This window comes from Reichenbachiella sp., from assembly GCF_033344935.1.
Classification (GTDB): domain Bacteria; phylum Bacteroidota; class Bacteroidia; order Cytophagales; family Cyclobacteriaceae; genus Reichenbachiella.
Map to the genome: position 1 here is coordinate 3,325,028 of NZ_JAWPMM010000001.1, position 26,908 is coordinate 3,351,935.

Genomic DNA, 26,908 nt, shown 5'->3' on the forward strand with positions numbered 1-26,908 from the left:
ATTGCGTTATTGAGCCCGTTGTAATAATTTAGCGGTCTTGAAATTCTTCATAGATTTTCAGGTTAGATCAAGAACGACGCACCCAAGCTATAAAACGTTAAATTAATTTCCGATGAAAGAATTACAATTCAGAGAAGCCCTTAGAGAGGCCATGAGTGAAGAAATGCGAAGAGACGAATCCGTATATCTCATGGGAGAAGAAGTTGCAGAGTACAACGGTGCGTATAAAGTAAGTCAAGGCATGCTTGACGAGTTTGGAGCTAAGAGAGTGATTGACACTCCTATTGCAGAACTTGGATTTGCCGGTATAGGTGTAGGATCTGCAATGAATGGACTTCGCCCTATCGTTGAGTTTATGACATTCAACTTCTCTTTGGTTGCTATCGACCAGGTAATCAATGGCGCTGCCAAGATGATGTCTATGTCAGGTGGTCAATTCAATGTTCCAATCGTATTTAGAGGGCCTACTGGAAATGCTGGCATGCTTAGTTCTCAGCACTCTCAGAACTTTGAAAACTGGTATGCGAACTGTCCTGGATTGAAAGTAGTTATACCTTCCAACCCAGCAGACGCTAAGGGACTATTGAAGTCTTCGATCAGAGACAACGATCCTGTGATCTTCATGGAGTCGGAATTGATGTATGGGGACAAAGGTCAAGTACCTGAAGGTGAATACTTAACTCCAATAGGTGTAGCTGAAGTTGTAAAACAAGGTACAGATGTCACTATTGTTTCATTTGGTAAATTCATGAAGGTTGCTCATGCATCAGCAGAGGCACTTACTCAGGAAGGAATCAGTGCTGAAGTTATTGACTTGAAAACTGTGAGACCTATTGACTATGACACCATTATTGAATCTGTGAAGAAAACGAACAGATTAGTTATTGTTGAAGAGGCTTGGCCATTGGCATCACTCTCTTCTGAAATTAGTCACATTGTGCAAAAGAGAGCATTTGATCATTTAGACGCTCCTATTCACAGGATCACGAACAGAGATGTTCCACTACCTTACGCTCCGACTTTAATAGAAGAGATTCTTCCTAATGTAGAAAGAACCGTGAAGGCAGTGAAAGAAATCATGTACGTGCAGCAATAATTATTGCTGCACTTCTTTGATTAACTTTTCAAGGATATCGGTAGCTGCGTCGGATATTTTCGTACCAGGTCCAAATACACCGGATACTCCTGCTTTATACAAGAAATCGTAATCTTTAGGAGGTATCACACCTCCTGCGATTACCATAATATCTTCTCTTCCGAGTCGTTTTAATTCAGCTATTAGTGCCGGTACAAGTGTTTTGTGCCCTGCAGCCAAGCTAGAAGCGCCAATGATGTGTACATCATTTTCTGTGGCTTGCTTAGCTACTTCTTCCGGCGTTTGAAAAAGTGGCCCAATGTCCACATCAAAGCCTAAATCAGCAAAACTGGTGGCGATCACTTTGGCCCCGCGATCGTGACCATCCTGCCCCATTTTTGCAACCATTATCCTAGGTCGTCGACCGTCTAATTCTTCGAACCGATCCACCAACTCTAAAACCTTTTTTATTTCTTGATTGTCTTTCACTTCTTTTGCAAATACTCCAGAAACTGCAGAAGTCTTCGGCACATGTCTTCCAAAGGCTTTTTCCATAGCATAGGAAATCTCTCCTAAACTAGCTCTCACTCTAGCAGCCTTTACCGAAAGATCTAATAAATTTCCCTCTCCGGTTTCAGCGCTTTTTGTGAGGTCGGCCAATGCTTGATCTACAGCTGACTGGTCTCGTTCCTTTTTAAGTTTATTTAATCGTTGAATCTGAGATAATCTTACTGCTTCATTGTCCACTTCCAACAATTCAATATCTGTTTCTTCGTCTGTAAGATATTTATTTACACCAACAATGATTTCCTGATTGGTATCAATTCTTGCTTGCTTCCTTGCGGCCGCTTCTTCAATTTTCAACTTAGGCATTCCAGTTTCAATTGCCTTGGCCATCCCTCCCATCTCTTCAATTTCATTGATGGTATCCCAAGCTTTTCTCGCCAATTGATCGGTCAAATATTCCACGTAATAAGATCCTGCCCAAGGATCAACCACCTTAGTGATATCAGTTTCTTCCTGAAGATAGATTTGTGTGTTTCTAGCAATCCTTGCTGAAAAATCGGTTGGGAGTGCTATAGCTTCATCTAAGGCATTCGTGTGCAGTGATTGAGTATGACCAAAGGCTGCAGCCATTGCTTCTATACACGTTCGAGCTATGTTGTTGTAGGGATCCTGTGCAGTCAAACTCCAACCGGAGGTTTGGCTATGCGTGCGCAAAGCCATAGATTTTGGATTCTTAGGGTTGAAAGTCTTTACAATTTTAGCCCACAAAATTCGAGCTGCACGCATCTTGGCAATTTCCATAAAATGGTTCATCCCAATAGCCCAGAAGAAAGACAACCTTGGCGCTAATACATCGACATCGATGCCAGCATTAACTCCAGTTCTCAAATACTCCAAACCGTCAGCCAAGGTAAACGCCAACTCCAAATCCGCAGTAGCACCTGCTTCTTGCATATGATAACCACTAATACTAATCGAGTTAAACTTGGGCATATGTTCTGATGTATACTTGAAAATATCAGAAATGATGCGCATAGATGGTTTTGGAGGGTATACAAATGTATTCCTCACCATAAACTCCTTGAGGATATCATTTTGGATGGTACCACTCAACTGGGACTTGTCTACACCCTGCTCTTCGGCTGCCACGATATAAAAGGCCATGATAGGCAAAACAGCCCCATTCATGGTCATAGACACAGACATTTGATCCAAAGGGATTTGATCAAACAAAATTTCCATATCAAAAATGGAATCGACAGCTACGCCAGCCTTTCCTACATCTCCTGTTACACGCTCATGATCGGAATCATAACCTCGATGAGTAGCCAAATCAAAGGCAATTGAAAGCCCCTTTTGTCCCGATGCCAAGTTTCTTCGATAAAAAGCATTGGATTCCTCAGCAGTTGAGAAACCAGCATATTGCCTGATTGTCCAAGGTCTCGAGGCGTACATAGCTGAATAGGGTCCCCTCAAGAAAGGAGGCAAACCAGCGGAAAAACCTATATGTTCATTATCCTTGATGTCTTCAGAGGTATACTTTTCTTTTACAGGAATATCTTCAGGAGTGATGAATTCTCCAGTTCCTTCTGATTTTGTTTCAGTATCCCAATCTAATTGGTCAAAACTAAGCTTTGAAAAATCTGGTTTTATCATGACCAAGAAGAATTTTGAGTGACACCTAATTTATTCAATAAATCTTGTACAGTTTGAAGCCTATTGGACTTAACATTAACCCAACCAGAAATTCGAGATGAAGAGTCATCATTGCATTGTCCAGCTGCCAAAACAATCTTTGCATGATCAATACCTGCGATCTCCTGAATGCTCTCCTTATTATAATTCTCATCTGCACCACAGCAGACCATGACGCTAAATTCTTTTGGGATTTCGTGACTCTCTATTTTTGATATCCTAAACCCTGCCCAATTAAAAAAATTCGTAACGAATGTATAGCGTGCATTTATCATCTTGGCATTGACTCCTGCCGCTGCTAAATATACTGAAGGACGATTCTCCTCACCGTTTGTCTCTACAAACTTCTCTACTTCTTTTCTTACTCTCTCAAAATCAGCAGATAATGACTTATGAGTATCTGACAATTGATCACTTTTGATTTTTTCATCAGGGTTACCAAAGTCATTCACCCCGACAACCTTTCGACGACCAGAAGCAATTCTTTCTTTTTGAAAATTCAGGTCTTTGGTGATTTCCGATTGAAACACTTTCTCTTTCACAGCGACTAAATAGCCACCCTTGCTCTCCATTTCTTGAAACATGCCCCAAGCCTCTTGAGCCAACTTCTTCGACAAGTCTTCCATATAGTAGGATCCAGTAGCTGGATCCATGGTTTTTGATAGGTAAGACTCATCTTTTAGCAAATTGGAAATATTGCGAGCAATTCTATCCGCCGAAGACAAACTATGATGAGGATCAATGGTTAAATAATCTGCGCCTCCCAAAATGGCAGACATGGATTCTGAAGTACATCTTAAAAAGTTCGTATTAGCATCTAAAGCAGATTTTGTAAAAGGAGAAGTCGAAGCATGAATCAGAATATTTGCTTCAGTGACTCCATATTGCTTTAACACTTGCGCCAGCAACCACCTCATGACTCTAATCTTACTCAATTCTAATAAGTAGCTTGAACCGATGTCAGTACTTACAAAAAGACTATTAATTATTTTATCTAGCGAATGTCCTTTATCTATCAAATGATTGATAATGAAAATGGACTGAGAAATCATATAGGACAACTCGGAAGTTACTCCTCCTCCACTCCTCTGCACAAGTCCACAGTCAATGTTGATGACACGATGTCCACTGACACTAGCAGAGAGTAAATCCTCCATAAGAGAGGTATGATCTTGTTCAATTGTTGATTCAATACTTCTTGAAAGATGAAAAACTAACACTTCGCCAGCGCCATCCTTAGGGTGTCTATTCTTCCACCAGTTTAGAAATTTTTGATAATCATCGAAACTTGAAGCCCTTAAAGCCAACGTGCAATATTCTGGCGACACTTTATTGAGGAACTTCTCCAAATGATTCAATTGAGAATTCTCCAAAATCAGGCCGTCGGCGCCATTCATTAAAGCGTTAAGCGCCTCATCATTCGTTGTATTGAATCCGGTCGGCTGAAGGTATTTCCAATCTAAAGTCTTCTTTAAAGGTATACGAAGTGTATCCTTCAGGTCCTCCTCATTGTAATAGGCTGAAAGAGATAATTCTCTTTCGCATTTCCATTCAGATATGCGTTGTGCGGTATCAGTACCTAGATCTTGAATGAGCTTGTTGGTCCACTCCTTTTTGGAAGCTTTATCAAACTCGTCAAAATTGTATTCTTTTATCATAATTTTTGGGTAGTAATCGCAATTTAAAGCGTTAGCAACGAAGAAGGAAAAATTGAGAATTAATTATTAAAAATCCCGCAACCAAGCCATTCAGAGGCAGAAAACAGCAAATCTTTAAAATTGCACTTTTCAAAGAACATTCAAAAAAAAGAAGCGGCTATTGATAATAGAACAATTTTCCAAAAAGTCAATACACTTTTCATTTTTTTGTTAATTATTTTTTGTTCAAATTTGATGTCCGCTTTAGAGAGAGATGTTGAAAATAATCAGTTTTTAACCACCAACAATTTTAAACGAATGCATGTAAAAATATGGGATAAGTGCTTAGAGTTTATTGGGTCGAAAATACCCGAACAAAGCTTTAAAACATGGTTTGAGCCGATTATTCCCATAAAATTCACTCACCCCGTACTTACTATCCAAGTGCCTTCACAATTCTTTTATGAATGGCTTGAAGACAATTACGTACAAGTACTTAAAGCAGCAATTCAAGCTGAAATCGGTGAAGAAGGGAAATTAGAATATTCTGTAATTGTAGATAAGGGGAACTCCTCAAATCAGCCATACACGGTCAATTTGGCCCAAAAAAACGGAATTTCGAAATTTGGACAAATCAAGGGGGATCAAAATCAACGTTTCGCGAGCCCTTTCGCCCTTCAAGCGGTAGATGGATGCTATCAGAAATCCAATCTGAATCCAGAAAATACATTTGATACCTATATCGAAGGGGATTGTAACCGTTTGGCAAGATCAGCTGGTTTTGCTGTTGCAACTAAGCCTGGCGTCACTTCTTTCAATCCATTAATGATTTATGGAGGTGTAGGGCTTGGAAAAACCCATTTGGTGCAGGCCATTGGAAACAGAATAAAAGAGGAGTCTCCGGAAAATTTTGTTCTGTATGTAGCCTCTGAAAAATTTGCCAATCAATTTATTGAGGCACTAAAAAATAACAACCTTCAGGATTTTACCAATTACTATCTCAACGTTGATACGTTGATTATTGATGATGTACAATTCTTCAAGGACAAAGTAAAGACGCAGGAGATTTTCTTCCACATCTTTAATCACTTGCACCAAAACGGTAAGCAAATCGTGATGTCGAGTGACAGACCTCCTACCGAGCTGCAAGGATTGCAAGAAAGATTAGTCTCAAGATTCAAATGGGGACTGACAGCTGATTTGCAAAACCCTGATTTTGAAACTCGACTAGCCATTATTCAGAAAAAGCTTCAAGATGATGGTTTGATCATCGATGATAAAGTATTGGAATATTTGGCGTATAGTGTAGATACAAACATCAGAGAGCTAGAAGGAGTACTCATTTCATTAGTGGCGCATTCTTCATTGAATAAAACTGATATTGATCTAGAACTAGCAAAGCAGACTTTGAAGTCAATCGTTAAAAACATAGAGTCAGAAGTTGGGATCGACTATATCCAGAAAACAGTTTCTGAATACTTCAATGTTTCGTCTGATGATCTTAAAGCTAAGACTCGTAAAAAGGAAATTGTAATTGCGAGACAATTGGCCATGTACTTCTCAAAAGACTACACGAATCACTCATTGAAGAGTATCGGAAGTCACTTTGGGGGACGAGATCACAGTACAGTAATTCATGCGCTACAGTCCGTCAATGACATGCTCGATACCGATGCCAGGTTTAGGTCATCCTTCTCTGAGCTAAAAAAGAAATTTAAAATGAAAGCCATATAGGCTTTCATTTTTTTATTCTCCTCACTCCAACTTCTTAGAATAGATACGGGAAGTACACCTTTCTCCCGGAAGTCGTAATTCCTGAGACAATCACTTTGCCTCTGATTTTGTTCAAGATATTTTCTAATTCCTGAGGAGACTCTATATGACTGTGATTGATTTCTGTGATAATAAATCCTTCTGGGATATCCAGTTTTCTAAAAAACCCGTTACCCACCTCAACCACTCTAATACCTGATTTTACTCCCAATAAGTTTCTTTCCGCTTTCGATATGGTCTCGAAAGAAGCTTGCATGGACTGCGACTTATAAATACTTCTTTTCAGCACTTCTGTCGTCCCCTCTCGATTGGTGAACTCCAATGTTTTCTGAACATTCTTATTCCCTCTTTTTAAAGTCAACTGAATCAAATCGCCCGGATACTTATAACCGATCATTTCCTCCAATTGGGCTTTATCATTGAGCGGTTCGCCATTGACTGCTACGACAATATCTCCTTTTTCCAAATCAGCCTTATCAGCTGCCCAACCCTTTTGCACATGAGTGATAATCACTCCGTTCAGATTGTTAATATTCAACTCCTTAGCTACTTCATTGTCAATATCTTCAAACTCTGCACCGAAGAATGCCTTTTGCACTTCACCATATTGTACAATATCATTAAACACCTTTTTCACTATATCTACAGGCACAGCAAACCCGTAACCAGCATAAGAGCCAGTCATTGATAAGATCGCTGTATTGATACCTATCAGCTGTCCATTCCTATTGACCAAAGCGCCTCCACTATTCCCTGGGTTAATGGCCGCATCTGTCTGAATGAACGACTCTATTGGAAACTTATCCTTGAGGATATGGATATTTCGTCCTTTAGCAGAAACAATTCCAGCTGTCACTGTTGAAGTTAAATTGAAAGGATTACCCACGGCTAGTACCCATTCCCCAACTTTTACCTCACTAGAATTACCCACAGCGATTGCAGGAAAGTTTTCAACATCAATCTTTATTACCGCCAGGTCTGTCGAAGGATCTGTACCTACAATATGTCCCTTGTAACTTCTTTTCTTATGAACCACTTCGATCTCATCTGCGTCCTCAATCACATGATTATTGGTAACGATATATCCGTCCTCCGAGAAGATCACGCCCGAACCCGTACTAATGCGCTGTGAAGTCCTGGGCTCAAAAAACCAGTCCATCCAGTGGCCAGTCCGATAATTGATGACGCTAAGATTCTTAATGAACACCACGCTGTTTGTGGATTGCTCTGAGGCATCTACAAAATCTTCGACCGGGAGTATATTGGAATTAGCCACAGAACTGTTCGAAACAAAATCAGACCTTTCCTGCGAGCTTTGTGAGCTTTCTATTCGGTTTTCTCCTTGATGCCTAAGTCCAGTGAATTCCGCGTACTCCAAAGTAAACCAGACACCAATTCCGGCAGATAAAAAAGCAACTAATCCTGTTTTTATATAATTAGACATGTTCATTCAATCGTTTTTTCAATTGAAAAATACGAAGTAATGACAAAGAAGTTAAAAGGAGGGTGTTAAAGATTGTTAAGCTATTTGCTCTTCAACCAGTCGAATGCTTCATCCACGCTCTGAAAGAATTTGTTGTGCGAAGCCTCCGGTATTTTGATAGTGTTCTGAATATCATCCACTGAGAATTTGGCGAACACATCCAAAGGAGAAACTGTTGCAGAATACTCAATACCCACTTTGATCATCTCCTTGGTAAAATCTCCAGCGATGTATCTCTGTGAGTTCTCGTCTAGTACCTCGATCTCCCGGGCATCGTAAAGCACTTTTCTTGCGCCTTCAAAAGTGACCGCATCAATGATGCGCTGAGCTACTGCTTTGATTTCATCATAGGTGCAAAATCCCGTCCAACGACTAGTGAGGATTTTGTTGATCGGGCTCCAAAAGACCTGAACATAAGGTTTGTTTAGATAAACCTTTGAGTCTTTAGGTATTTCAATTGAAGCATTCATTTTTCTTATGATCAAAAACTATAGCGTGTTAACAAAGTTAAAATCATTTTGAAATAAAAATATAATATTCAATTGACATTTTTTAGGCTAAAAATGCTTCCAACCCTGCGCTTGTAGTGAGACCGTGTTATTATTCTTGGTCACCATCTTTAGACCATTGGCTTTCTTATCTACATATCCAATGGTCGCGATATCTGGATGATTTTTGATTTTTTCAAAATCAGTTTGCCCGATAGTGAAAAGTAGTTCGTAATCTTCCCCACCATTCAGCGCACATGTCATAGGGTCCATGTTAAATTCCACAGCCGTGTCGTATGTCATTTTAGAAATTGGCAATTTATCCTCATAAATCGTGATCCCTACTTCAGAGTTTTTGGCAATATGAAACAGCTCAGAAGCCAAACCATCTGAAATATCAATCATAGATGTAGGCACCAAACCAAGATCCCCTAACTCATGAATCACATCCATTCTAGCAGAAGGCTTCAATTGTCGCTTCACGATGTAGTCGTACTTTTCCAAATCGGGCTGCATTTCAGGGTTTTCTTTAAAAACCGCTTTTTCTCTTTCCAATACCTGTAGCCCTAAGTATGCACCACCTAAATCACCAGTCACGCAGATAATGTCATTTTCTTCGGCATTTTTTCTATAGACTACCTTGTCTTTGGATACTTCCCCAATTACCGATACAGAGATCACTAATCCTGATGGAGATGATGTGGTATCTCCACCAACCAAATCCACTGAGAAGTCCTCGCAAGCGAACTGAATCCCCTTGTACAATTCTTCAATGGCTTCTACAGAAAATCGATTACTCAATCCCAAACTCACCGTAATCTGCTTCGGTAGCCCATTCATAGCAGCAATATCCGATATGTTGACCGCCACCGCTTTATATCCCAAATGCTGAAGTGGCATGTAGGACAAATCGAAATGCACACCTTCCAGCAACATGTCTGTAGATATCAATTGTAACAAATCACCAGACCCAAACACCGCCGCATCGTCGCCGATGCCTTTGAGGGTAGAACTGTTCTTATTCGTGAATTTCGAACTGATTTGATCTATCAATCCAAACTCTCCTATTTTTCCTATTTCCGTTCTCTTTGGTTGCTCCGACATTATTCTTTTATTTCCTGACACAGTTCTACTAATACCCCATTACTAGATTTTGGGTGGAGAAAACATACCAATTTGTTGTCCGCTCCTTTTTTTGGTTCTTTATTGATCAACTGAAAACCTTCGCCTTCTAATCGCTTCATTTCGGCATAAATGTCCTCTACCTCAAAGGCCAAATGATGGATACCTTCACCCTTTTTAGCAATAAACTTGGCGATAGCGCTATCTTCATCAGTGGCTTCCAACAATTCAACCTTGGACTCGCCCACTTTAAAAAATGAAGTGGAAACATTTTCTGAAGCTACCGTCTCCACTTTATAGCTTGGCTGACCAAAAATTTGTTCAAAAAGCTGATCCGAATCCTTCAGGTTCTTCACCGCGATACCAATGTGTTCTAGTTTCATTTGGGGATTAATTATTCAAAACGATTCTAAATAAATCGTTAGATTTGCAAAAAAAGTGAAACTTTTCTGCACGACGAAGGGTTTTCTACTTTTAAAAGTTAGACATTCAATCAGGTATTCAAAATACCATTAGATATAAAGAAAATATGTTGACCGTATCAGAAAAAGCGCAAAACAGAATTGTAGAATTAAAGAAGGCTGAAGGCCATACCGACCAGCACAACCTTAGGGTCTCTGTGAAAGGCGGTGGATGCTCGGGCTTGATGTATGATCTATCGTTCGATGATCAAATCACAGAAAAAGACGACGTGTTCGAAGGCGCCAATGGTGTGAAAGTGATCGTGGATAAGAAAAGCCTTTTCTATCTGCTAGACACTACCCTGGACTTCTCCGATGGCCTCAATGGCAAAGGTTTTCAATTCGTAAACCCGAACGCCACTAGAACCTGTGGTTGTGGCGAGAGCTTCGCAGTTTAAACTTCTTCAACTAAAATATTTGATAGCCGTGGATGGTCTCCTCGGCTATTTTTTTGTCCCTACTTTCGCTAGATCGCAACTGTATTGCGATTTTTCTTATCGGGCATTTGAAATGCTAAACAAGGTTTCAGTTATATAACATATATGCGACCGAGCGGAAAATCACGCATATTTTTTTGATAGTCATTTCGTAAGGAATTCGACGATAGTCGGATGACTGAAGAAATCTTCTCAGTTTATTGCAGCCACCACCAAATAACTTTCAGCCCTCATCCTCAAATGAGGAGATCCCTTCGTTGCTCTACGGGATGACTTTCAGTTAGCAAAGAGTCTGTTTCAAGCCTTAGAGAGTCCACCCCAGGTCGTAGCATCCGCTAGGACCCAAAATCAAATAGAGCGTCCGCCCGGTCAAGATCAAAATGGAATTCTTCTTTTAATATTTCAATCGGACGGACGCCCTTTCCCAAGACAAGCCCTAGGATCGCTTCGCTTAACCTACGAGTAGTGGGGGTATAAAATCAAGTCTCCAGACTTGATTACAACATCCTTCGCTAAGACTTAAAAGAGCTGGTGAAGAAATACGATCGAGCAAAACCGAACTCACTCCATTTCTGCTGTTTTCACTAGATCATTGCAACCATAATCTAATCTATACTGTTTTTGTTCGCCATTACTCACAACCATAATATTTAAGGTACCTTGTTTTTTCATAATTCGATCTCCAACATTCAATTCGAAAAACATGCCTGAACGCTCTATTAAGAATAAATCACTCCTAATAATTTCCTCCCCTTCATTATACTCAACAATTCTATGCAAATGATTGATAGAATCAACGTAAACATCTGACAATACAACATCAAATTTTCTACCAATAATTTCTTCCGTAAATTCACACTTTTTCTCTCTGTGTGAATTCAAGCCACAACTTTCTAAAACAGCAATCAAAACAATCAATTTAAAATATAAACCTTTCATGCATGAGTGGTTTAAAACACAAATAATTTCATAGCTCCTTCATTTTTTTATCTCCGGAAAGCTATCATTCCCAATCAACCCGACAGATTCAAAGCGATTGTCGTCGGCTCGATTTTCTAAGTTTAAGACACCTCGAGGACAAACGGCTGAGCAAACTCCACACCCCACACAAGAGGAACGGATGATATTTTCTCCGCGTTGGGCATACCAGCGCACGTCGATGCCCATTTCACAATACGTGGAGCAATTGCCACAAGAGATACATTGTCCACCGTTGGTAGTAATTCGAAATCTGGACTTGAATCGCTGCACCAGTCCAAGGTAGGCCGCCAATGGGCACCCAAATCTGCACCAAACCCGATTCCCCATCAAAGGATAAAAACCAGTACCTACCACGCCGGCAAAACCAGCGCCTATCCATCCTCCATAAATAGAACGGAGTTTGTATGAGCTCACCCCAATTATTTCACTCTCTCCCGTCCAATAGGTGTACAAAACACCAATCGTCATGATAATAGCAAAAACCAGCACAGCATGAATAGAAACACGTTCAAACTTCCAAGCGTTTAAAGATTTGTCTGACAACTGACGGAAAGGGTCTCCGGCAGTCTCAGCCAATCCACCACAACCACACACCCAGGAGCAATACCAGCGCTTACCAAAGAAATACACCATCACAGGCACGCCGATCAACGTCAAGCCAATGCCCCACCCCAACATAAACAAACCAATGCCGCCATGATTGATGAGTGTATTCAACTCATTATCAAAGAAAAAATCATAATCCAGCGGCCAGATGTTTTTGAAATCGAAATACGGTTGATTGAGGCGAATCAATATTTCTGGAATCAGAAAAGCAAAAGCCAATTGAAAAAACATCACCGAAGTAGTACGCCAAAGCTGGTACTTGCTATGTCGGTACTTGATCATCATACGCACACCCATCACTATAATGGCGAGCGTATAAATAAAACCATAAAGAAAAAATCGTCCAGCATCCGATCCTTTGAGCCACTGACTCACCGGGTCTACCATTAATATCCAACTGGTCATGTATTCTGGGTAGAAATACAAAACGATATAAAAAAGGATCAAGAAGGTGCCGAGCAGTATACCAATCCAACCTATGTTTTTAGCTTGGCTATGAAAGGTACCATCATTCTTAATACCAGGAGGTCCAAGTATTTTCTTGTTGGGCAGAATGTAAAGCAAGGCACCCAGAATCATCAATGAATAGATCAGAGAAAAAGACAACCCCTTGTTTTGCGAGATCCACCCTACTGACGAAGCTTTCGTTAGGGCATACTTGAGGTCTTTAATTTCATATGCGTTGAAGCCTTTTTGATTGATGACACCATATTTTGAAATGTTTTCCTGTACCACTTGAAGTGAATTGCGCAATTCCTCTTCACTGCTGAAAGTCCGACCGTCTAACCATCCGCCAAAAGACTGAAACGCCTCCCATTGAAACCCGGTGACAGCGTCCTTAGTTCTGAAGGCTTGTAGAGCCTTATCCATAGTAAAAGCACCATCCGAGTTGGATTTAACGATTTGATCAATTCTTTGGTCACTGATTCCAAATCGCTTCAATTGATTGGTATTAACCTCATTGAACACCTCATCCACTGCCGAATTGAAACTAAAAGCATTTGAATGTATTACTCCGATTTCATTTTGTCCAAATGATTTGAACAATTCTGATTTAGCCGAATCACTGATCTGCTCATCTACGATTTGCTCCGTCAGTTTATAGTTTTCACTTACAAAAGCGCCCAAAAACAACCCAAACCCTATTAAGAATACAATGAGTCCAATATTTTGTATCAATTTATAATTCATGCGAATAGCCTTTTAAATAAGGAAGGTTTTGTGTTTTTGATGGTCATAAAATCAAATTCTTGATTGAATTGATCCCGGATATCATATTCATGGGTTTTGTAAAACTCAGGGTCGAAATTGGCTTGATCGAGATGCTCCATCACAAAATTGATCTTCTTTTGATTGACTATCCAGTCATCCCAAACCTCATGTCGCATTCTAATTCCAAATACGTTGACACCCAAAACCGCCATAGATTTCTCATCGAACACCACTCGCAACAATTTCTTATGATCTGCAGACTGCCAAACGAATTGCTCTTCGCCAGCTTCTAATTGAGGTTTTACCTGACCGTACGTTTGATATTCAATATTGAAGAACTTGGCTGAGTTGAACCATACTCCCGGTTTATAAGCAGTCTTCTCTTCTGTGATTGTTCGAGCCAGCGTCTCTCCCATCATGCGGCCAGTATACCACACCTGCTCGACAGGTCGCCGACCGGTTAGTGGTTTTTGATGTTCGGCACAATCACCAATTGCATACACATCAGGGATGTTTGTTTCCAAATATTCATTGACCATGATGCCCCGGTTTATCTCTAAACCAGACTCTTTCAGCCAACTGACATTAGGCGAAACACCAACGGTGAGCCCTACAAATTGACAATCTATCCTTTCTCCACTATTGGTAATAACAGCAGTCACTTGATTTTGACTATCCGTTTCAATCTCCTTGAGCTCAGTTTCCAAGCGTAGGTCAATGTGATGCTCAATGATTTCCTGATTGATCATTTTAGCTTCCTCTTCGGGCAAGACGATATCCCAAAAATTCTTCTCTCTCACCAAAAAAGTTACTTCTACGCCTCTGGAATGAAACATTTCAGCTAATTCAACACCTATCAGCCCTCCTCCAACTATGACCGCCTGTTTAGTTGTTTTTGTTTGCTCTGCTATGTAGTCTAAATCTTGTTTGCTGTACAAACCACTCACTCCGTTTGCATCCTGCCCTGGCCAACCGAATTTATTTGGTGTCGACCCAGTAGCCAAGATTAGTTTATCATAGTACAATTCTTGATTCTCTCCAATGCTTAAAGATTTTGAATCAAAGTCAACGCCTGTCACCCAACCATTGATCAGTTCAATCTTATTTTTCTTCCAAAACCAGTTTTCGTAGGGTTGTGTATGCTCAAACTTCATGTGACCCATATAAACATACATGAGCGCAGTTCTTGAAAAGAAATAGTCAGTCTCTCCTGAAATCACCGTTATTCGGCAATCAGCTCGTTTTCTAATATGCCGTGCCGCGGTTATACCAGCGATGCCATTCCCTATAATAACAATATGTGTGTCCTCTTGCATATAGCCTTAATGATGTTCAGCACTACTTAATTCAAATCTAAAATACAACTATCAGAAAGAAAGTTCCATTCATATAGGTAATTCCCCTATTAAATAGTGAATACCCGTAATTTTCACATTTTTTCTAAGAATAGTTTTGTGTGTTGGTACAGCTTATTATCTTTGTATCACAATTTCGAAAGAAAGAAAAATATTTCGAATTGCTACATCTTTCTGGCACGATTATCGTATATTAAGGGTAGCATTCAATTACAACATTTAAGGTTGTTGAGGTAAGTTTAGGTTAGGTTGGTTTAGGGGTTGCACGTCAAAAGGCAGCCCCTTCCTTTTTTATAAGCCTTTACTTTTCTAAATCAGAGCGGTCAAATTCGCAATCTCCCCTTCGTACTTTTTACAACTCACGCCAAACTTCTCAAGGAAATCTATTCCTTCATCTGAGGTCAACCCTTTGTATTCTGCATAAGATTTTAAATAAACCACCTCAGAAATACCCATAGAGAAAATGATCCTTGCACAAGATAAACAGGGAGAAAGAGTCACATACAATTTTGACCCCTCTACAGATGCATTGTTTTTAACGGCATACAGAATGGCATTTTGTTCGGCATGAATGGCCAACGTACAGCTTCCTTTAGAGTCTCTGTCACAGCCTTTTTCTGGGAATTCCTCGTCACAATTATGTGTATGAGCAGGAGGTCCATTATACCCTATGGATATAATCCTTGTTTCTTTAACCAATACAGCTCCTACATGCCTTTTGATACAATGTGAACGTTTGGCCAGGTTTACAGCCAGTTCCATATAAATATCATCAAAATCAGGTCTCTTCATATCTCTTCATCTTATGAAAGCAATTTACCCAATACCACATTTCTCAAACAGTATTTTAAGTGTTAATTGAGCTCAAACGTCAATTACTTATAATTGCACCACATTAAACCAAAAAACTAAAATGAACTTTCGCATTCTCCTTTTAGCCACTACCCTTCTAACCACCCACTGTACCACTCCTCAAACGGAACAAAGAAAGCAGGGACTACTGAGTCAAAATGGCATGGTGGTGTCTGCCCATACCTTAGCCTCGGAAGCTGGAAAAGAAATCCTTCAGTCTGGAGGTAATGCTTTTGATGCCGCAGTCGTAACCCATTTTGTGCTTGCGGTAGTTTATCCTCAAGCAGGAAATATTGGAGGTGGCGGGTTTGCCGTTTTTCGTTTTTCCAATGGAGACACTGGTTCCCTTGACTTCAGAGAAAAAGCTCCTTTGGCTGCAAGTACCAATATGTATCTCGACGAAAATGGAGAAGTTATTCAAGGAAAAAGTTTGACTGGTCATCTCGCAGTTGGCGTACCCGGATCAGTAGATGGTCTATATAATTTACATTCAAAATATGGCCAACTTCCTTGGTCAACTTTGATTCAACCTGCCATAGATCTAGCAAAAAATGGACATGCAATTAATGAAACATTAGCCCAAGAACTCAACCGGTTTAAGAACAAATTTCTCGAAGTAAATCAAAGAGAAACTGTCTACACCAAAGTCAATAATTGGCAAAAAGGCGATACGCTAATCAATGCTGATTTAGCCAAAACCTTGAGTACAATTCAGACCCAGGGAAGTGAAGGGTTCTACTCAGGTTGGGTAGCAGAAGCGCTATCAAAAGAAAGTAAAAAAGGCAATGGGTTAATTACGCTGGAAGACCTCAAAAAATACAAATCGAAATGGAGACAGCCGCTTGTGGGCACCTACAAAAATAGGAAAATTATTACCATGGCTCCACCTTCGGCTGGCGGTGTAACTCTCCTTCAAATGTTACAAGGATCCGAACAATTCGACTTCAAAAAATCGGGACACAACTCGACAGCTACCATCCACCAAATGATAGAGATTGAGCGACGAGGATATGCAGATCGAGCTACCTATTTGGGAGACCCAGACTATGTAGAAATTCCACTAGACAAATTGCTTAGTTCGGATTATAACAAGGAGAAATTTTCTGACATTGATCTTACAAAAGCCACTCCATCCGAGCACATAAAAGAGGGACAAGTAGAAGTAATTGAGAGCATGGAAACCACTCACTTTTCTATCCTCGATTCGGAAGGAAATGCAGTAGCTATTACCACAACTTTGAATAGTTATTTCGGATCCAAAGTTGTCATCGAAGGAGCCGGTTTTTTCCTTAATAATGAGATGAATGATTTCAGTATGAAATCTGGAGTTCCCAACCAATTTGGGTTGATCAGTACCACTGTAAATTCCATAGAGCCAGAGAAGAGAATGCTTAGTTCCATGACCCCAACGATCGTCGAAAATAATGATCGCATTGAAATGATTTTGGGCACACCCGGGGGCTCTACAATAATCACCTCTGTTTACCAAACGATACTCAATATGATAGATCACAATATGACTATGCAAGAGGCAGTAGATGCTCCAAAATTTCACAGTCAATGGCTACCTGACAAAGTGTATTTTGAGGAAGGAAAATTCGACCAAACTGTACTGGATTCCTTGCAACAAATGGGACATAGTATTCAACTCAGAGAATCACTTGGCAAACTTGAATGCATCTATGTTTACGAAGATGGAACGATAGAAGGAGCACCAGATATTACTCGCAATGAAAGTGCTGCTGCGGGATTCTAGCGCTCATATCTTGTTATCATTCAGGTCAAAATAATCCACCCACTCATTTTGATTACCGAAAATCAAGAAGTATAAAATGATAAAATCAAAAATTTAAGTTAATGACCTTAAATATTTGATTTATAAAATATTAAGCAGTTCCAATAGATTTTATCTATCAGATAAATACTTTGATTTTTGGTTCTTCATTTCTTTGGTTTTTTGCTATCAAATCGGGAATTCTATTTAATTTGTAACTTTGAATTTATGCTTAGAATATTATGGCCTCAGACAAAATCCAACTCCCTTTAGATCTTTCCTACCTATACGAGATCAGCGATCATGACAGAGAATTTATTTATGAGATGATCATGACTATCGTTAAGAATACGCCAGATATGCTGAGTGATATTGAGCGTGAAGGAAAAGCAGAAAATTGGGATCAAGTAGGTAGGCTCATGCACAAACTCAAACCCTCTCTTTTGTTATTGAACATAGACAACTTATCCGCCCATATTCGTGAGCTGGAAGGCAATGCTAAGGCACCTAGAAATATGGAGTTGATACCAAAACAAATCGCAGAGCTACGAGAACTCTGCGATATCATTTTGAAAGAATTAAACGACCTGATTCAGTCAGATCAATTCTAAATTTTATTCCCATTCGATGGTAGCTGGCGGCTTCGAACTGATGTCGTAAACCACTCGATTTACACCCTTCACTTTGTTGATAATTTGGTTCGAAATGTCAGCTAAAAAATCGTATGGTAAATGGCACCAATCGGCAGTCATTCCGTCCACACTTGAAACCGCTCGAAGTGCCACCACACGTTCGTAAGTTCGTTCGTCTCCCATCACTCCTACTGACTGAATGGGAAGCAGCATAGCACCCGCCTGCCACACGTCATCATAGAGTCCTTTGTCCTTCAGTCCATTGATAAAAATGTGATCAACTTCCTGCAGAATTTGAACTTTCTCAGCGGTGATATCTCCTAGAATTCTAATACCCAAACCTGGTCCCGGGAATGGGTGACGACCCAATATTTTCTCATCAATATCAAGTGACCTTCCGACTCTTCTTACTTCATCTTTGAAGAGCGTATTCAGCGGCTCGACCACCTTCAAATTCATCTTCGCTGGTAGGCCTCCAACGTTGTGATGAGACTTGATAGTAACGGATGGTCCATTGACAGAAACAGACTCAATGACGTCTGGATAAATAGTACCTTGACCTAACCATTTTACGTTCTTAATTTTCTTTGCTTCAGCATCAAATACTTCGATAAATACTCGACCGATAGCCTTGCGCTTATCCTCTGGATCTGTTAATCCTTCGAGTGCTTTGTAGAACTCCTTCGAAGCGTCTACACCCTTTACATTGAGTCCCATTCCTTCGTATGATTTTAGCACATCGCTAAACTCATTTTTACGAAGCAAGCCATTATCAACAAAGATGCAATGCAAGTTTTTTCCGATGGCATGATGGATGAGCATCGCAGCCACCGAGGAGTCCACCCCACCCGATAATCCAAGGACTACTTGATCGTCTCCCAATTGATCCCTGAGATCCGAAACTGTTGCATCAACAAAAATATCCGGAGTCCAATCCTGGCTACACTTACAGATGTGAACGACAAAGTTTCTCAAGATAATTTTTCCTTGAGTAGAATGAGTTACCTCTGGGTGAAACTGAATACACCAAACTGGATGAGTCGTACTATGGAAAGCTGCCACCTCCACTTGCGGCGTGCTAGCAATTATTTCAAAATGATCAGGAATGCTTTTGATGGTGTCGCTATGAGACATCCATACCTGTGAGTCAATATTGACTTCTTTTAGCAATTCGTTGGTAGTATCTACTTTTGAAAGATTCGCTCTACCATATTCTCTAATCTTCGATGGAGTAATTTCTCCACCCGATTTATGCGCTACGAGCTGGGCTCCATAACAAACACCAAGAATGGGTACTTCGCCAATCAAAGCGCCTAAATTGATGTCTGGATGATCTTCTTGTCTTACAGAGCAAGGACTTCCAGAAAGAATGAGACCCTTAACTGAATCGTCTAGTTCGGGTATCTTACTAAAGGGGTGAATTTCACAATAAACATTCAGCTCTCTGACGCGACGTGCGATCAATTGTGTGTATTGAGAACCGAAATCGAGGATGATAATCTTTTCTGCCATGCGCAAAATTAACACAGCCTTTCTGACCTGCAAGAGGTCTGATGAATTAAGTTTAGGAATTATTTCAGGCTTTTGAAAAATGGCATTTCAGCCTTCCTCAAAAACGCTGTAGCGCATATTTAAGATAGAGATTGACCGCAGGAATAGATTTATCAAAAGTTCGTCCGTACCCCGGAATGGTGTAGACATCGAGAGGCTCTTGTTCATCATACTTATCCATAATACGCAATCGCAAATGAAATCCGGCATAAAGTCCCTTCCATAGCTTTGCCTCGGAGCTCATCACGACCTCAAACCATTGGGCAGATAGGCCGTCTCGAACGAATGGCTCAAACAAATCATCATACAAGCCAGAGGCACTAGCAATATCCAGTGCACCCTTATCCTTAAAACTAGATTTTGCATATCGAGCAGAAAAGTACAGGTTGTTCTTAGCTGTAAAATCAATTTTATACCCGAGACCAACTCTAAAATAATTTCCTTCAGATGTGTAATCTGTGTTTTGATAGGCCCCATGGGGAGTCAAAGTAGAGAAACCATACTCTCCTATCAATACCAAACGGTCTTTGAACTCAACCTGGCCTCCAAATTCATACTTTGATTCTGTATTCAAGAACTGAGCAGCCAATTTCCCATAATCTACGGATACGGCAATTGAGGATAAAAATGGTATCGACAATTCTTCATCCACATCTTCTGCAACTTGTAGTGAATCCTGCCCCATGCTTTGAAAAGAGACAAATACCATTAAAAACAATAAGTATCTAAAATTCGACATAGATAGTTGTTTTTGAGGCTTCGCAGCCATTGCATGACAAATATGGGTTCTTAAAATCAGTGCTTATAATATTGAAATCTGATGTTCCTATAACTACTTTATTTTTTTCATCAGCAGCGGTTGTTCTACTGTAACTAACCACCAAATTATAAACACTATCGGCTATGGTAATATCTACATCAATATCATCAGCTTGCATGTCCAAAGGCAATTTCCATATCGTGCTACTATCTTCATAGGAGATACTTTGCCCATTTTTATTGTTTTCAATCGTGATAATTTTCACAGAGCCAGAATTGATTGTAGTTGCTGTTGATAGCCAACCTTTATATGAAGCATTCACAACAGAATCTTCATCTTCTATGATATTGAGACTAGCATTTAGCTTTAAGATATTTTCTGCGACGATGGTACTGTCCTGCTTCAAATCGCCACCATTGGCAATAGAATCGGTGAGAGTAATCAAACTATCTACCAGCAAGTCTGCACTATCTTCAAGAGCTAAAATTATAGAATCATAGACTTCCAACTCAATAGTCAAGGAATCGGTAATAAGATTCACGGCATCAAGGCTATCCTTATTCAAAAAAAATATACTCACTGAAGGATCATTGACCGTAGGATCAATATCTTCTTCGCAAGCCCAAATAGCAGCAAAGACTCCCATATAGAGAATCAAGATTCTCAACGCCTTGCCATACTTAGAAAAATTCTTGTTTGCCATTACGCAAATCTAAACGATCACAGATATTTTAAATGCATTAAATTTCAGTTCTTATTATCAACATACCAACCAATGTTCACCTCTTGTACACCTAACTCTCTTCAATCCAATTAGCACTGTTGATAAATTTGCTAAAAACAAACCGAAAAATCATGTTTAGACTAAAACCGCTTAAACTAAGTATAATTCTTACCCTGACTCTTTTTGCCTGCAGTCAATTAAAAAAAGCTCCCAATCTTCAAGCTCCGCTATTTGACCAACTTGGTGACAACCACTTTGCAATCACCACTTCCAACGAATGGAGCCAGAAATTCTTCGATCAAGGATTGACCTTGACCTATGGACTCAATCATACCGAAGCCATGCGTTCCTTTAAAGAGGCTGCTAGACTAGACGAAGAATGCGCCATGTGTTATTGGGGAATGGCCTACGTACTTGGACCGAATATCAATGCAGCCATGGATTCCTCCTTGGTTGTAGAAGCGAATGGATACATCGCTCAGGCAAAACAATATCTAGACAAGGTAACTCCGCTAGAACAGCAAATGATAGAAGCAATAGACCTCAGATATCCTAAAGGCGAAAAACAAACCCTTGCTACATGTTACGAGTCCTTTGCCGATGCCATGCGAACAGCGCATATCAATTTCAAAGAAAATAATGATGTGGCTACTTTATGTGCAGAAGCCCTTATGGATTTACATCCCTGGGATTATTGGGACACTGAAACAGGTGACCCTCAACCATGGACCAGAGAAATATTGAATATTTTAGAAAATACGCTTGTTGCTAACCCTAAACACCCAGGAGCTAATCATTATTACATCCACGCTACAGAAGCTTCCAGAAATCCAGGTCGAGCCATTGAAGCAGCTAATACTTTAATTGATCTAGTACCGGCAGCTGGCCATTTAGTTCATATGCCAGCTCATATTTATATCAGAACCGGAGACTATCATAAAGGAAGTATAGCTGGCGAATTATCAGTAGTTGCAGACAGTCTATATATTACCAATTGTAAAGCTCAGGGCGTATACCCGTTATCCTACTACCCGCACAACTATCACTTTCTAGCAGCTACAGCTACCTTAGAAGGCAGAGGCAATCTCGCTATCCAGTCGGCTTTTAAAGTGGCTCAAAATGCGGATGCCCAACTCATGTATCAGTCAGAATGGGCTACGTTGCAGCATTATTACATCATTCCTTATTACATACTAGTCAAATTCGGTCAGTGGGATAAAGTCCTAGAGCTGCCCAAACCAGATCTACTTTATCCAGAAGCCATTTGGCATTATGCTCGTGGAATGGCCTTTCTTGGTACCAACCAAATCGAACAGGCTCAGAATGAATTGGTGTCGCTACAAAAAATCAATGACAAAGAGGAGCTTCAGCAAATCTCCATATGGGAATTGAATACGGTCGATCATTTGGTACGTATTGCTACGCTCATTTTGGAAGCTGAATTAGAGAATAATCAAGGCAATGTTGAATTAGCCATATCCAAGCTTATTGAAGCTGTGGCTGTTGAAGATCAACTAAACTACAATGAGCCTCCAGATTGGTTTTTCTCGGTGAGACATATTTTGGGAGCTATCTATTTAGAAAATAACGCTTATGAACTGGCTGAAAAAACCTATTTGGAAGATTTAGCCATATACCCTAAAAATGGCTGGGCACTCAAAGGATTGCAGATGAGTCTGGAAGCACAAGACAGAACAAATGAGGCCCAAAAGGTATCAGAAGAGCTCTCAGAAGCCTGGCAGCATGCGGATTTTGAATTATCTTCATCAAGGATTCTGAATACATCAATCCCTGTATTTAATGACCTAGATGTCAAAACACTATCTGCGCGACTCACCAATATTCCAGAACTACCTATCTGCGGGGTAAAGAAAAAGTCTTAAATATTGCATGGAATTATGCACGCTCAAACTTTAGAAATCCTTTTGAGCGTGTATATTGCATTATGGTCAAAAATGGATTTTTGGTGGGGGTATGTTGGCTAATTATGCTAACAGCTGGACAGGCTCAAAACATGGTACTCAACCCAAGTTTCGAGGAGAACTGGGACTGTCCATTTACCATGAATCAACTCAAGTTCACCAAATCATGGTTTCCATTTGGAACCGCTGACCCCTCTCCTGATTTCTTTCATTCTTGCAATACCAAAAATATCATGGGTGTTCCAAAAAGTGTGTTTGGCGAACAAGAAGCGCATAGTGGAGAGGCTTATATCGGAGTCATTTCTTATTTAACTTCCAAAAGTGGGCGTGGCTGGCGTGTTCCGGAAAATCACCGTGAATATGCCATGGTACAACTCACCAAACCGCTTGTAGCAGGTAATCAATATTATGCAGAAATGTGGGTAAACCTTGCAGACAACTGTGAATTTGCTATCAATGATTTTGGCATGTACTTCACTAGAGATATGCCGAGTTTCGATTGGCAAATCATGAATTTCAACCACTACAAGCCTCAAGTATCAAATCCCAAAGATCGGATGTTAGACGATAATGAAAACTGGATTAAAATATCAGGAACATTCACAGCCAAGGGAGATGAACTGGCCCTTACGATCGGAACCTTCGCTCCTGATTCAGCCTTAAAAACGAAGAAAACCAAGCGCCAATTTTCTCATATCAGAGACAAAAGAACTCCTAAGCATCTACAGCCTCAAATTTCCTACTATTTGATTGATGATGTGCTTGTTCGTCCTGTAGACCCTAATGAGTCAATTTATCCTGACCCAGAAATTGCGAAAGTAGAACCAGAAGATGAATACTTTGGACCAGCGGAAGTCGGTAAAAAGTTTACTTTACAAAACATCTATTTCGAATTCGACAAGGCTCAATTACTCAGGACATCCTATTTGGAGCTCAACAAGCTGTTAGCCTATTTAGAAAAGTATCCAAGGGTTAAAATCGAAATCGAAGGACATACCGACAATGTAGGTTCCAGGGAATACAATCAAAAACTGTCTGAAGCTCGAGCCAAGGCCGTAGTAGATTACTTAGTCGCCAAAGGCCTGAATGAGTTTAGATTAGAATTCAAGGGATATGGCAGTAGTCAACCCATCGTACCCAATGACACCCCACAAAATCAAGCGCTTAACAGACGTGTGGAGTTTGTGATTCTTGAAAACTAAAAGCTAACGACCAGCTTCCCCATCTGATCCCCTGCATGCATTTCGTCAAAGGCCGAAACAATTTGATCGAAGTCTCTAGTGGATGAAAGAATAGGTTTTATGTTGTTTGCAGAGACGAAATCGACCATTTCGTTAAATTCTTTATCAGAGCCCATAGTACTACCATGAATGCTCGCCTGACTCCAAAATAATCGAAACATATCTAAATTCTTCGGCGCGCCAGTAGTAGAACCGTAGTGTACCAGCTTCCCTCCCGGTTTAACCAATCTCAAATAGTCATTCATACTACTACCACCTGCACTATCAATGATGACATCAAAACCTCCAGTGGATTTCAAAGCATTCTTCGCCCAATCCTCTTCTTTGTATATAAACCCTCCAGCAGCTCCCCGTGCTATCAATTGATCTAACTTTTCTTGACTTCCTGAAGTCACAAATACTTCTGCTCCCGCGGCTAAGGCAAATTGAAATGCAAACTGAGCCACTCCTCCGCCTATTCCTGTAACCAAAACTTTTTGACCTTTACAAATTTGACCTTTTGTGAAAGTAGCTCGATAGGCCGTCACCCCCCCTAATGGCAAGGCTGCAGCTTCTGAGAAATCTAAATGAGAAGGTTTATTACACAAACGATCGGCATTTACAACTACATATTCTGCAAACGTACCGTTCGTTGGCATGCCTAGGATATGGTAATCTATCGATTGCGCAGCCTCATTGTCTCCCCAATTGATATTCGGATTGATGATGACTTCCTTGTTGAGCCAAATTGGATCTACACCCTCTCCTATTTCTGTGACGATACCCGCGCCATCAGAGCCTAATACGGTATTATATTTTAAACCAGGATACATCCCAATTCTACACCATTGGTCTCGATGATTTAGAGCTGCAGCTTTTATTTGAATAAGCACTTCTCCTTCCTTAGGAGTCGGTTTATCAATATCTCGAATAGCAATTTTATCTTGACTTTCGTCAACTAGTAATAGGGCTTTCATGTTGTTCTGGGTTCTAAGTTAAATTAGAAAGGTGCTTCTCCTGAAGAACCAGCACCTTCGCCTTCATTGGCTTTAGACGGAAATGTCATAGTGTTTGGTGAGCTATCAAATTCTGCCGGGATACCAGCAGATGGAAATCCTCCTCCACTATAGTCTCCACCCATAATCGATCCATCCAAATCAGCAAACTTGGTAAATCTACCGATAAACTTAAGTTTCACATTTTCCAAAGAACCGTTTCTGTGCTTAGCAATAATCACCTCACCGGTACCTGCCGTAGGCAAACCGTCTTCGTCTTCTGTAATATCATAGTATTCTGGACGATAAAGAAACATAACCATATCTGCATCCTGCTCGATAGATCCGGACTCCCTCAAATCTGAAAGTTGAGGTCGTTTGTCTCCACCTCTGGTTTCCACCGCTCTACTCAACTGAGACAGTGCAATCACCGGTACATTCAATTCTTTGGCAATTCCTTTTAGTGCCCTAGATATCGAAGCAATCTCTTGTTCCCTGTTACCAGCTCCACCGCCAGATTTTGAAGAATCACCAGACATGAGCTGCAAATAATCAATGATGATCATTTTGATATCGTGTTGCGCTTTTAGTCTCCTACATTTAGCTCTCAATTCAAGAATACTCAAACCAGGAGTATCATCGATAAATATTGGTGCTTCGGTTAATCGAGCCGTTTTATGAACTAGCTGTTCCCACTCGTGGTCTGCCAGATTTCCCTTTTTAATCTTATCACTTTCCAATTCCGCTTCAGCAGATATCAATCTGTTTACTAACTGAATAGAGGACATCTCTAGAGAAAAGATAGCAACAGCTTCACCAAATTCTACTGCAGCATTTCTCATGGCCGAGACCACAAAGGCGGTCTTTCCCATCGCAGGACGTGCTGCGATAATAACCAAATCCGATGCCTGCCAACCGGCAGTCACTCGATCTAACTCTGTGAATCCACTTGGCACCCCTGTCAGACCATCTTTGTGCTCCTTTCGAGCTTCAATCTCCATGATCGCCTCATGCATCAATTGCTGCATGCCGGCATAGTTCTTTTTGATATTCGATTCTGAAATTTCGAATAGTGCTTGCTCCGTCCTGTCAAGTAGTTCAAAAACATCCTCAGTATCTTCAAAAGCATCTTCCTGAATCTTGGCAGAAATTCGAATCAAATCTCTTTTAATAGCCTGCTCAGTAATAATACGAGCATGATATTCAATATTGGCTGCTGAGTTTACTCTGGTAGTCAGATTGGCTATATGGTAAGCGCCGCCAGCGATTTCTAAGGTTCCATTCTTTCTCAGTTGAGCCGTTACGGTCATGATATCTACAGGTTCAGACTTGTTGAAAAGCTGAACTATAGCTTCGTAGATTTTAGCATGACGATCGTCGTAAAAGCTCTGTGGCTTCAGAATATCAATGACCGTGGTCAATGCATCCTTTTCCAGCATCAATGCGCCCAGAACAGTCTCTTCTATATCAACGGCCTGTGGCTGCATTTTACCTAATGGTACTAATGCGGTTTTGGAAGGGTTCTTCCTGTTACCTGTTCTGTTTTTGATATTTCCTTGATCTGGAGAATCTATATTGGCCATAATTTTATAAAGAGAAACCTAGAATTACATCTATTTCAAATTCGAAAACAAACTTATGAAAAT

General features: G+C 40.3%; 22 protein-coding genes. 7 read left to right on the forward strand and 15 right to left on the reverse strand.

Annotation, left to right across the window (positions count from 1 at the left end):
• Positions 1-112: 112 nt before the first annotated feature.
• Complete coding sequence (locus R8N23_RS14410) at positions 113-1,096, forward strand: pyruvate dehydrogenase complex E1 component subunit beta (protein WP_318172313.1); 984 nt, start codon at positions 113-115, stop codon at positions 1,094-1,096.
• Here the strand turns inward: R8N23_RS14410 and scpA are convergent, their stop codons facing one another.
• Positions 1,097-3,238, reverse strand: coding sequence for a methylmalonyl-CoA mutase (gene scpA / locus R8N23_RS14415; protein WP_318172314.1), 2,142 nt, complete (start codon positions 3,236-3,238; stop codon positions 1,097-1,099).
• Positions 3,235-4,935, reverse strand: a complete 1,701-nt coding sequence (locus tag R8N23_RS14420) for a methylmalonyl-CoA mutase family protein (protein WP_318172315.1) — start codon at positions 4,933-4,935, stop codon at positions 3,235-3,237. The genes scpA and R8N23_RS14420 overlap by 4 nt, the downstream gene beginning before the upstream one ends.
• Before the next feature lie 297 nt (positions 4,936-5,232).
• Here R8N23_RS14420 and dnaA point away from each other — a divergent pair, with 297 nt between their 5' ends.
• Entirely contained in the window at positions 5,233-6,648 is a 1,416-nt protein-coding gene (gene dnaA, locus R8N23_RS14425) for a chromosomal replication initiator protein DnaA (protein ID WP_318172316.1), read from the forward strand.
• A 34-nt stretch (positions 6,649-6,682) separates the two neighbouring features.
• Here the strand turns inward: dnaA and R8N23_RS14430 are convergent, their stop codons facing one another.
• The 4 genes from R8N23_RS14430 to mce form a co-directional block, all read right to left on the reverse strand.
• Positions 6,683-8,131 carry a S1C family serine protease gene (locus tag R8N23_RS14430; RefSeq protein WP_318172317.1) on the reverse strand — a complete coding sequence of 483 codons (1,449 nt, stop codon included), beginning with the start codon at positions 8,129-8,131 and terminating at the stop codon, positions 6,683-6,685.
• Positions 8,132-8,211: 80 nt separating this feature from the next.
• Positions 8,212-8,640, reverse strand: coding sequence for a hypothetical protein (locus tag R8N23_RS14435; RefSeq protein ID WP_318172318.1), 429 nt, complete (start codon positions 8,638-8,640; stop codon positions 8,212-8,214).
• Between the two features lie 87 nt (positions 8,641-8,727).
• A complete protein-coding gene (thiL, locus tag R8N23_RS14440) occupies positions 8,728-9,762 on the reverse strand; it encodes a thiamine-phosphate kinase (protein ID WP_318172319.1) in 1,035 nt (344 codons plus the stop codon).
• Positions 9,762-10,163, reverse strand: coding sequence for a methylmalonyl-CoA epimerase (gene mce, locus R8N23_RS14445; RefSeq protein ID WP_318172320.1), 402 nt, complete (start codon positions 10,161-10,163; stop codon positions 9,762-9,764). Before mce ends, thiL begins: the two co-directional genes overlap by 1 nt.
• A gap of 146 nt (positions 10,164-10,309) precedes the next feature.
• Here mce and R8N23_RS14450 point away from each other — a divergent pair, with 146 nt between their 5' ends.
• Positions 10,310-10,639, forward strand: coding sequence for an iron-sulfur cluster assembly accessory protein (locus R8N23_RS14450; protein WP_318172321.1), 330 nt, complete (start codon positions 10,310-10,312; stop codon positions 10,637-10,639).
• A gap of 600 nt (positions 10,640-11,239) precedes the next feature.
• On the opposite strand, the gene R8N23_RS14455 is transcribed toward R8N23_RS14450, so the two are convergent.
• The 4 genes from R8N23_RS14455 to R8N23_RS14470 all read right to left on the reverse strand — a co-directional run bounded on the left by R8N23_RS14455 (position 11,240) and on the right by R8N23_RS14470 (position 15,624).
• Positions 11,240-11,617, reverse strand: coding sequence for a hypothetical protein (locus tag R8N23_RS14455; RefSeq protein ID WP_318172322.1), 378 nt, complete (start codon positions 11,615-11,617; stop codon positions 11,240-11,242).
• A 39-nt stretch (positions 11,618-11,656) separates the two neighbouring features.
• Entirely contained in the window at positions 11,657-13,456 is a 1,800-nt protein-coding gene (locus R8N23_RS14460) for a 4Fe-4S binding protein (RefSeq protein ID WP_318172323.1), read from the reverse strand.
• On the reverse strand, positions 13,453-14,793 hold the full coding sequence (locus R8N23_RS14465; protein WP_318172324.1) for an NAD(P)/FAD-dependent oxidoreductase: 1,341 nt from the start codon (positions 14,791-14,793) through the stop codon (positions 13,453-13,455). Before R8N23_RS14465 ends, R8N23_RS14460 begins: the two co-directional genes overlap by 4 nt.
• 348 nt (positions 14,794-15,141) lie before the next feature.
• Entirely contained in the window at positions 15,142-15,624 is a 483-nt protein-coding gene (locus R8N23_RS14470; RefSeq protein WP_318172325.1) for a dCMP deaminase family protein, read from the reverse strand.
• A 121-nt stretch (positions 15,625-15,745) separates the two neighbouring features.
• Between R8N23_RS14470 and ggt the strand changes: the two genes are divergently transcribed.
• Both ggt and R8N23_RS14480 read left to right on the forward strand, forming a co-directional pair.
• Positions 15,746-17,440: a gamma-glutamyltransferase gene (gene ggt / locus R8N23_RS14475; RefSeq protein ID WP_318172326.1), complete on the forward strand. Its 1,695-nt coding sequence runs from the start codon at positions 15,746-15,748 to the stop codon at positions 17,438-17,440.
• A 260-nt stretch (positions 17,441-17,700) separates the two neighbouring features.
• Positions 17,701-18,069: an Hpt domain-containing protein gene (locus R8N23_RS14480; RefSeq protein WP_318172327.1), complete on the forward strand. Its 369-nt coding sequence runs from the start codon at positions 17,701-17,703 to the stop codon at positions 18,067-18,069.
• A 3-nt stretch (positions 18,070-18,072) separates the two neighbouring features.
• Here R8N23_RS14480 and guaA read toward each other — a convergent pair whose 3' ends face one another.
• The 3 genes from guaA to R8N23_RS14495 all read right to left on the reverse strand — a co-directional run bounded on the left by guaA (position 18,073) and on the right by R8N23_RS14495 (position 21,104).
• Entirely contained in the window at positions 18,073-19,602 is a 1,530-nt protein-coding gene (gene guaA, locus R8N23_RS14485) for a glutamine-hydrolyzing GMP synthase (protein ID WP_318172328.1), read from the reverse strand.
• Between the two features lie 97 nt (positions 19,603-19,699).
• Positions 19,700-20,380, reverse strand: coding sequence for a DUF6048 family protein (locus R8N23_RS14490; RefSeq protein ID WP_318172329.1), 681 nt, complete (start codon positions 20,378-20,380; stop codon positions 19,700-19,702).
• A complete protein-coding gene (locus R8N23_RS14495) occupies positions 20,367-21,104 on the reverse strand; it encodes a hypothetical protein (protein WP_318172330.1) in 738 nt (245 codons plus the stop codon). The genes R8N23_RS14490 and R8N23_RS14495 overlap by 14 nt, the downstream gene beginning before the upstream one ends.
• A 152-nt stretch (positions 21,105-21,256) precedes the next feature.
• On the opposite strand from R8N23_RS14495, the gene R8N23_RS14500 reads away from it, so the two are divergent.
• Positions 21,257-23,008 carry a hypothetical protein gene (locus tag R8N23_RS14500; protein ID WP_318172331.1) on the forward strand — a complete coding sequence of 584 codons (1,752 nt, stop codon included), beginning with the start codon at positions 21,257-21,259 and terminating at the stop codon, positions 23,006-23,008.
• A 104-nt stretch (positions 23,009-23,112) separates the two neighbouring features.
• Positions 23,113-24,249 (forward strand): OmpA family protein, encoded by a 1,137-nt coding sequence (locus R8N23_RS14505; protein ID WP_318172332.1) that lies wholly within the window; start codon positions 23,113-23,115, stop codon positions 24,247-24,249.
• Here R8N23_RS14505 and R8N23_RS14510 read toward each other — a convergent pair.
• On the reverse strand, positions 24,246-25,244 hold the full coding sequence (locus tag R8N23_RS14510) for a quinone oxidoreductase family protein (protein ID WP_318172333.1): 999 nt from the start codon (positions 25,242-25,244) through the stop codon (positions 24,246-24,248). The genes R8N23_RS14505 and R8N23_RS14510 overlap by 4 nt on opposite strands.
• 23 nt (positions 25,245-25,267) lie before the next feature.
• The gene (dnaB, locus tag R8N23_RS14515; RefSeq protein ID WP_318172334.1) at positions 25,268-26,845 is read right to left on the reverse strand and encodes a replicative DNA helicase; all 1,578 of its coding nucleotides are present in this window, start codon (positions 26,843-26,845) and stop codon (positions 25,268-25,270) included.
• Positions 26,846-26,908 lie beyond the last annotated feature (63 nt).